General features: G+C 38.1%; 2 protein-coding genes. Both read right to left on the bottom strand.

Features of this window, described 5'->3' with window-relative positions; all coding sequences use genetic code 11:
* Positions 1-124: 124 nt before the first annotated feature.
* Complete coding sequence (locus AC3DU7_RS20180; RefSeq protein ID WP_488041095.1) at positions 125-5,620, bottom strand: trifunctional serine/threonine-protein kinase/ATP-binding protein/sensor histidine kinase; 5,496 nt, start codon at positions 5,618-5,620, stop codon at positions 125-127.
* Positions 5,621-6,388: 768 nt separating this feature from the next.
* Complete coding sequence (locus AC3DU7_RS20185; RefSeq protein ID WP_488041096.1) at positions 6,389-6,937, bottom strand: sensor histidine kinase; 549 nt, start codon at positions 6,935-6,937, stop codon at positions 6,389-6,391.
* Positions 6,938-7,193: the final 256 nt, after the last annotated feature.

The raw sequence follows: 7,193 nt of genomic DNA on the forward strand, positions 1-7,193 counted from the left end.
CTCCCGCACTCCCCCACTCCCCTACTCCCCCACTTCCAACTATACAATAATTATTCAACCGGATTATATATTAGGGGTGGGTCCCTACTCCTTACCTCAACAAAAAGACTTCCATAAGCAAACCCTAACTAATGGGTAACGAAATAATAAAAATTGTACCTTTTCCCAATGTAGAATCACAAGTGATCGTACCACCATGTTTTTCTGTAATGATTTGATGAGCGATCGCCATGCCTAACCCCGTACCTTTCCCCACATCTTTAGTCGTAAACCCATACTCAAAAATCCGGTCTTTAGCCTCTGCTTTTATCCCATTAGCATTATCTTCAATCTTAATCTTTACCTGATTTTCTACCATAGAAGTACGAATTACGATCCGATTTGGATTTTCCTCAATCTCAGTATAAGTTTTACCTTCGTTTGCTTCATCAAAAGCATCAATAGCATTTGCCAAAATATTCATAAACACTTGATTCAACTGACCAGGAAAACAGTTAATTTCTGGCAGATCTTCATAGTCTCTAATAATTTGAATTTTAGGACGTTGCTCAGAAGCTTTGGTGCGATGCTTCAGGATAGTTAACGTACTCTCAATTCCATCATGGATATCGAATGTACTCTTACACTCTTGGTCTTTACGGGAAAATATTCTTAAGCTAGTGCTGATTTTTTTCATCCTTTCTACTCCCACATTCATCGACTCTAAAATATTCGGGAAATCTTCTCGCAAATATTCCAAATCAATCTCTTCAGCATGGTCAGCTAGGTCTTCGGTAGAAGCATTCTTTTCATAAAGAGCCAAATGATCTAATAGATCGGTTAGATTTTCTTGTGCTAGTTGAATATTACCAACGATAAAGCCTAATGGATTATTAATTTCATGGGCAACTCCTGCCATTAAATTCCCTAAAGTAGACATTTTTTCACTTTGAACAATTTGTAAGTGTGCTTGTTGTAAGTCTCGCAGTGCTTGAGTAGCTTGCTCATAGAGTCGAGCATTCTTCAGAGCAATGGCAGCTTGAGCGCAGAAAAATTGAATGACTGCCTGGCGATCGCGTGTAAAAACACCTTTGGTCGTTGGATGCTCTAGGTACAAAATAGCAACTAAATTGCCTTTACTTAACAGTGGCACACAGAATACACTTTGGGGTTGATATTGGAGTAAGTACCCTTCGAGAATGCCGACAATTTCAGTTTTGCCCTCATCAATTAGTACAGCTGACTGGGTATTTTTCACATATTGAATCAAGCGAATGGGAAGGTTACTCTCAGTGGTGAGGGGTTGCCAGTGAGTATCGGTCTCAACTCTACCATCCTTTGTCAATTGTGCTATTGCTTGTAGTTGCCATTGGTCAGTTTGAGGAGAGAGTAAAACAGTCTTCTGCGCCCCCGTATTAGTCAGAGTAATTTTTACAATTTTGGCTAGTAGCTGGTCAAGCTCTATGGTACTCGATAGGGTTTGAGCTGTTTGTAATATCGAAGCAAAATCTAAGGTATCAGAAAATCCTCCGCTGCTAGTTTGAGTATTTACTTTTGAGGTCAGTGTTTGAGTTAAAATTTCTATACTATCAAGGGAATTCAATTCCATCCATTGCTGTTGTAGGATGGGGGCGAGCAGTTGGGGATATTTTTCTTCTAGTTGCTCAGTTTTAGCTTTTGCACCCCAGCGGGCATAACAATAGTATGCTTCTTGCATATAAGAAGCTGCAATTTTTTCTTTGCTCCAGTCTAGATAAAATTTAGCGGCGAGTTCATTGGCTAATGCTTCTTCTTGGATATATTCGTTTTCCTTGGCTCCCGCAATGGCGCGATCGTATAGCTCAATGGCTGATATTTTTTGTTCCTTAACTCGGCAAATTTCTGCTTCTACTAAGTTAAATTTATGCAGATAATTCATTGGAGCATGATCTACCCACATCTTCATTTTTTCCTGATTAGTAGTGTATATTTTATCAATAATTGCTTGTTTTTCAGGTGCAGGAAGGTTAGGATAGAGTGCTAATCGTACCAAAGAATCGTAAAAATAGAACACAGGAACAATAACCAATCCAGTTACTCCTGCTAGAGACTCTTCTACAATTTTAGCATTATCTAATGCCAATTCGTAATTATTGAATAAATAACTTAGTAATAGTTTATTAATAAATAAATGACTAATTGTATATAAATCGTTATCTTTTTGATGTAAAGGAAGCATTTTATATTCGTCGTATTGCGTCCCAATTAACCTATATAAATATGCCGACTTTCCTTGTAAGTTTAAGAGAGTTTGTTGATAAATAAAACCCCAATTTAAAGCAAGTTTCTGCTTGATTATTTGAAAATAATCAATATAAATATCCTGGTCTTTTTCCAAATTTATTAAGTCTTTTCCTAGCCAAAAAGAATGAGCAAGATAAATATAAGCACAATAACCAGCATATTCAAGATCGCCTGTTTCTATTCCTACCAAATAACCCTCAAGCGCAGGTGATAAAGTTTCTCTAATATGACATTGCCAATGAGCTATATGAGCACTAAAAATAGTTAATATCTTGGCTTTCAGTTCTTGAGAATTAAAATTTGATAAAACACTCAAAGCTAATTTTCCAAATTCGGAACCAGCATCAATATCACCAAAAGAGCCACACATAAGTAAGCCATAAAGAGCATAACCATAAGCAGATACAGATGTATTGCCGTGTAAAATCGATATTTTTACCATCTCAAAAGCGATCAAGGGAGCCAGAACTGGATAGCTTTGAAAAACAGCTGGAAGAGTTCGCATTAAGATTTTCATTGCTGCAATTTTTTCTGAGTCTGTCATTATCGGCAAATGAACTAAGTCGGGGATAGATATCCCTTTCAAATTTTCAATTACTTGGTTAATACCTTGCTGAATATCAGAAGCATCTGGTTGCTCTGGAAAGTTAATACCTAATTGTTGTAGAATTGAAAGTGCAATTTCAATGGCTTCTAGCGGTTTACTTTGGGTAATGCAAGCCGTAATATTAATTTCATAAATTAGTATTTTGTCGAGTAAAGTTTGAGTATTTTGCCGGATAATTTCTATAAATTTTTGCATCTGCTCAAAATTTCCATTTAGGTAAGCAGCTTCAGTAACTAAATTATGTAATTCTAAAGTTAATTTATATTGATTTTTCCAGCTATCTTCACCAAGCAATTCTAACCCAATTAAGAAATATTCAAAAGCCGCAGTATAAGCAGTTGCAGCTTTAGCTTTTTTTCCAGCAATGAGATTTAATTGAGAAAATTGATTTTGCTCTGTAGTTTCATCAATTAATGTTCTGCCAATATTTAACTGGTTGATAATATCAAAAATATATTCTGTTTGTTCCTTTTCGGGAATGCTATTTAACAGAGTTCGACCTATGTGTAAATGAGTTTTTTGTTTCTCCTGTTCGGGAATTAAAGAATAAGCCGCCTGTTGCACGCGGTCATGTAAAAAACGATAACCAACTGTCACCATCTGAGCCTTTGTCTGTTTTATATCGCCCTGAAAAAACTTATAGGCTTCACTAATAGGTATTATTAACCCTTCTTGTAATGCTCTCCAAATATCTGTCGCTACTTCCTCTTGAGATTCCTCACAAACTACGGCCAATATCTCTAGCTCAAACTGATTTCCAATACAAGAGGCTAACTTCAAAACTTGTTGAGTTTCTTCTGACAATTTCTGCAACCTTCCTGCTATAAATTCGACAACATCATCAGTTAAAGCAGCATCTCTTACTTGGGAAAGATCGCATTCCCAATAGCCTAAATCTTGGTTAAAAATAATCTGCTGATCTTCGTATAATCCTTTTAAGAATTGTGTCGTAAAAAATGGATTTCCTTTGGTTTTCTGATTCACTAACTTACTCAATGGTTGAGCTAGTTTTTCACTGCACATTAGAGTCTCAGAAATTAACTGATTAATATGTTTAAAACTTAAAGGTTGGAGAGTAATTGTATTAATAATTGCTTGATTTTTCAGAAGTTCATCTAAGGTCAACATTAATGGATGAGTGGGAAAAACTTCGTTATCTCGATAAGCTCCCAACATTAGTAAATATTCTCCTTCAGACTCATTCATCAATAACTTCAGTAAATTCAACGAGGCCAAATCTGCCCATTGTAAGTCATCTAGAAAAATTACCAGAGGATGTTCTTTTGTTGTGAAAACTTGAATAAATTTATTAAACAGCAAATTGAAGCGATTTTGTGCTGCACTTCCCGATAAATCTGGTACAGAAGGCTGTTTTCCAACGATATTTTCTAGCTCCGGAATCACATCAATAATGACTTGGCCGTTTTCTCCCACTGCCTCTAGGATTTTGGTTTTCCATATTTCTATATCTGTATCAGATTCTCCTAGCAATTGTTCCATCAAGTCTCGAAAGGCTTGTACAAAGGCATAAAAAGGAATATTGCGATTGAATTGGTCAAATTTCCCTTTGATAAAATAGCCCCGTTTCCGAACAATGGGTTTATGAACTTCATTGACAACAGCAGTTTTGCCAATGCCAGAAAAACCAGCCAGCAGCATCATTTCTCCCTTTTTTATGCCCCTCCCGCCCCCCTTGGAAAGGGGGAGGCCATATGTTGCTTCGCTTTTCGTTGAATGGGGGAAGCCAGATGTTGCTTCACTTTTGGTTTGAAGGGGGGTTGGGGGAGATTCTTTGCGAAGAGAGTTTGCGACTCTCTCAAAAGCATCAAGTAGGGTTTGCACTTCTGTTTCCCGTCCATAGAGTTTTTCTGGAATAATAAAGCGATCGCTCTTATCCCTGTGTGCCAACTCAAAGGATGTAATTTTCCCGATAGTTTCTAATTGTTGTAGACATTGCTCTAGATCGTGCTTCAATCCCAAAGCACTCTGATAACGATCTTCAGCATTCTTGGCCATCAATTTCAGGATGATTTGTTGCAAGATTTCTGGTAGTTCACTTTCGACTGGAAACTTGGCTGTCTGGGCAATATGACAATGTACTAATTCCATTGGGTCATCAGACTGAAACGGTAATTTTCCGCTTAGAAGTTCAAAGAAGGTTACTCCAAGGGAATAAAAGTCGCTGCGATAGTCAATACCTCGGTTCATCCGTCCGGTTTGTTCGGGGGAGATGTAGGCCAGAGTTCCTTCTAAGACGTTAGGGTTGATGAGTTGTTGTTGTTCAGTAGGTAGTAGACTTGAAATGCTAAAGTCGATGAGTTTAACTTGCTTGGTTTCGGGGTGAATGAGGATGTTGTTTGGTTTGATGTCTTTGTGGATAACCCGTTGTTGGTTTAGGTAGTGGAGAGCTTTCGTTAGCTGGATAGCTATGTTGAGGAAGTCTTTTTGGGAATGATGTGAGTGCTGCCAATAGTCAGTAAGGGCGATCGCTCCATCATCGGGCATCACTAGAGCATAACCATTGCCGTAACGTTCTAAGACTAGAGGTTGAACAATAGCTGGATGTTCAAGATGACGAGTAATGATGTATTGATTGCGAAATTGGACTAGCTCGCTGAAATTGGGGTGGGAGTTGCGTAAGACTTTGATGATGACAGATTTGTTATCACTGCTGCGCTGACCACTATAGACCAGGGTGCGTGTGCCTTGGTAAAGGTTTTTGTTAAAGTTGTAGCCGGGAAGGTTATTCATAGTTGGTAGACGGTTTGAGTGGACTTCAGATTTTTATGAAGATTTTTATGAAGATTTGAGTAGCTCATAGACATCTCCAATAATAAAAAATAAAATCAATTATCGTACAGAAATTATCAATTATTTCCACCTACTCCCTACTCCCTACTCCCTCTTTTATGGATATCTCTAATGGTAACATCGTTAGTGTATAAAATACAGCGGTTTTCATTTGGGTAAACCACAGTAGTTCCATGGAACGTCCCTACAAGATTTTGCTTGTGAAGATGTGGTTCATTAATTTGAAAAGCGCTGTAATATCATGTCCGGATAATTAGTGATGAAAAAACTTTCTCCTTCTCTTCTTCTTTCTTCTCTCCTGTTTGCGGAGCATTCCGTAGGAAATTCTGACTCCTGAGTAATTTATTTATAACTATTCAACCGGACATGATATAGCGCTACGCGCTAGGGAACAGGGAACAGGGAACAGCCGACTTTCAAAGGCTTTCAGGATTTAGAAATGTCCTAACCTTAATGCGTAGTGCTATATAAGGTAGCAATGAGAAAAAACCTTCTGCCTCACAGGATGCGCATTCCCTCTCTTGGTCGATTTGATATGGCGAGGAAACCTGCTCTTATCAGAGCTACTCCTAAGATCGCCATCCCTCCCTCCGGGAAACTCCGAAGATCGACTGCTTGCATCTAACGTCGACGTGGGGTAGTACCGCTTCTGTCCTCTGCATTCCACCACTAAAATTTAATTACTCAACCGGACATGATATGACTAGATTAAATCGGAATATCTATGATAAATTCTGTACCTCTTCCTGCTTGAGAAATACATTCTAACTGTCCTCCATGTTGCTCAGTGATAATTTGATAACTAATAAATAAACCTAGTCCAGTGCCTTTACCAACTGGTTTAGTAGTAAAGAAGGGTTCAAAAATTCGTTGACAAATATCCTCACTCATTCCAATACCATTGTCAGTAATTCTAATTCTAACTGTTTGTGAGTCTTTCACCTCAGTGGTGATGGAAATTTGGGAAAAATTCTCTGCCTCTGAGGTGGTTACAGCATCAAGGGCATTACTGAGAATATACAGAAATACTTGATTGAGTTGATTGGCATAACAGTTAACCAGAGGAAGTTCCCCATAGTTTTTAACAATAGCAATTTCTAGATCTGAGCTATTCTCGTTGAGGCGATTTTGCAAAATCATTAATGTATTCTCTAATCCTTCATGGATGTCTACCTCCTTGCTTTGCGCTTCGTCCAAACGGGAGAAGTTACGCAAACCACGAATAATTTTGCTAATTCGAGTACTTCCTGTTTCCATAGAGATCAACAGTTTTTCTAAGTCGTTACATAAGAACTCTAGATCAAGCTCTTCTAGTTTGTTTCTTATTGCTGAAATAGGATCGGGCGAGTTCTCCTGGTAAAGCTTAAGCAACTCTAGTGACGCCGACGCGGGGTAGCACCGCTTCTGCCCTCTATCTTCTGCCTTACCTTACTTTCAAAACAGGATTTAGCATTATATCAAATCCGTTTAATTCAGTATAAAAAAATGTTCCAGATCCCTTCTAATCTTTTCT

It is taken from the genome of Okeania sp. (genome assembly GCF_983059655.1).

Coding starts and splice junctions, on each gene's coding strand:
- AC3DU7_RS20180 (WP_488041095.1), bottom strand. CDS start 5,620: ATGAATAACCTTCCCGGCTACAACTTTAACAAAAACCTTTACCAAGGC.
- AC3DU7_RS20185 (WP_488041096.1), bottom strand. CDS start 6,937: ATGGAAACAGGAAGTACTCGAATTAGCAAAATTATTCGTGGTTTGCGT.